Source organism: Halomonas sp. 3F2F (assembly GCF_014897805.1).
Lineage (GTDB): Bacteria > Pseudomonadota > Gammaproteobacteria > Pseudomonadales > Halomonadaceae > Vreelandella.
In genome coordinates this window covers 1-1,850 of sequence record NZ_JABUZE010000021.1, presented here as the reverse complement: position 1 = coordinate 1,850, position 1,850 = coordinate 1, and the positions used below count along the sequence as shown (strand labels likewise).

1 protein-coding gene is annotated in these 1,850 nt (G+C 60.9%); it reads right to left on the bottom strand.

Annotated elements, in window-relative coordinates; genetic code table 11:
• Positions 1-43 precede the first annotated feature (43 nt).
• Positions 44-1,432 (bottom strand): group II intron reverse transcriptase/maturase, encoded by a 1,389-nt coding sequence (ltrA, locus tag INT21_RS02160; RefSeq protein WP_193084803.1) that lies wholly within the window; start codon positions 1,430-1,432, stop codon positions 44-46.
• Positions 1,433-1,850 lie beyond the last annotated feature (418 nt).

Genomic DNA, 1,850 nt, shown 5'->3' with positions numbered 1-1,850 from the left:
GTCCTCTCACACCACCGGGCATACGGTTCCGTACCACGGCGGTTCATGCAGAACGTTTGAGTCCTCTTACCGTATCCAGTACCGAGATCAGACCCTGGTCGTCAAACCACTTTCTCGGCAGGGCTTGATTCATGTGCGATGCCCCGGCGTTCCACCAGGGGCCCCGCCCATTGCCCGCCGATTTCCAAGCTCGGGGCGCGTCCAGGCCCAGCCCTTGAAGTTTCCGGCGACGAGTCGCTGAACGTTTCCATTGCCGCCAGATTAGGCCGCGTAAGCGGCGACGTATCCATTGATCCAGCGCTTCCAAGGGCCGTTTCACATCAACAAAGCTGAAGTAGTTGGCCCATCCACGCAGGACTGGCCCCAACTCTTCGATTATCCGTTGGGTGTTACGCCCCCTGCCACGCTTCAGGATCTCACGAACACGCTGCATCATGCGCTTCAGACTTGCCTTGGCCAGCGTCAACTTCGGCTGCTTGTGCCAAGTGAGACGGTAGCCCAGATAGCCGCGTTTCCATGGCCGATCCACCGCACTTTTCGTGCGGTTGACCGTCAGCCGAAGTGAGCTCTCGAGATACTCACTCAAGCTTTCCATGACACGCTCGCCTGCCCGCCGACTGTTGACGTACACCTGAACGTCATCGGCGTAGCGGCAGAAGCGGTGGCCTCGGCGTTCCAGCTCCTTGTCCAGATCGTCCAGCAGGATGTTCGCCAGTAGCGGGCTGAGTGGTCCGCCTTGGGGTGTCCCCTGTCGCCTCGGCGTGGGCAAGCCGTGTTGGAACATACCCGCTTCCAGATAGCGGCGGATCAGGCGCAGCACGCGCTTGTCATCAACGCGCCGCGCTACCCGTGCCATCAGCAGGTCGTGGTTCACTCGGTCGAAGAAGGCTTTCAGGTCAAGGTCGACCACCCAGCGGTGGCCAGCGGTAACATGGGCCTTCATGGCCGATACGGCCTGCTTGGCGCTGTGTTTGGGGCGGTAACCGTAACTCGACGCGGAGAACTCCGGGTCGAAGACCGGCATGAGCACTTGTGACAGCGCTTGCTGGATCAGTCGGTCGGTGACCGTGGGTATTCCGAGCTGCCGCACTCCGCCTTTAGGCTTGGGGATCGTGGCTGCTCGAACTGGACTCGGGTGATACGCATCGGCCAACAGCCGCTCACGCAACGTTGGCCAGTGCTGTTTTAGGTGGTCAGCCAGTTGATGCACCGTCATGCCATCGACACCCGGTGCACCTTTGTTGGCAGCCACCTTACGGTAAGCTCGCTCCATGTTCTCCGGGTCAACGACCCGCTCCATGAGCGAGGCTGACTCCGCTTTCGTCCACGATAACGACGCCGGGACCGTCTCGACGCCCACCGGCTGGGGCGCGGAGTTCTGCTCCTGCCCCTCTGGGTGAGTGACGGTATTAGCGTCATGGTCTGTCTTCATGATCGATCCTCGAGACGTTATCGCCTACTCGCGGTTCTTCATGTTCGGCCCTTGGTGCCGTAGTGAACCGGCACTTACTATGGCCTCGGCTGACGTCTGGTAACCCATCCCGTCGCCTCTCGACGCCGGTAGCACTGTGGCAGATCACCAGACCTCCCAGGGTAAGACGCGCGACCTTCCCGCTTATGCCTGTCGGATCTACGTCATGGCGTTCCGTGCAAGTACCGGGCTTTGATGATTATGGCCATCTCACCCCGCCATGACGCCTCGTATCCGCTTCCTATTCGTCAGGCCAGCGTTTTGCCTTGGGCTTCCTTCAGATTCCCCCTCGCGAGGGACACCCTTGCCGTCGGCTAGCACTTCCCCTTGCCGGGCGTGCAGGGGACTTTCACCCCCAAGTCATCCTGAGGCACCACCC

Excerpts from the sequence above, each read along its gene's own strand:
- ltrA (WP_193084803.1), bottom strand. The coding sequence starts at position 1,432 with ATGAAGACAGACCATGACGCTAATACCGTCACTCACCCAGAGGGGCAG.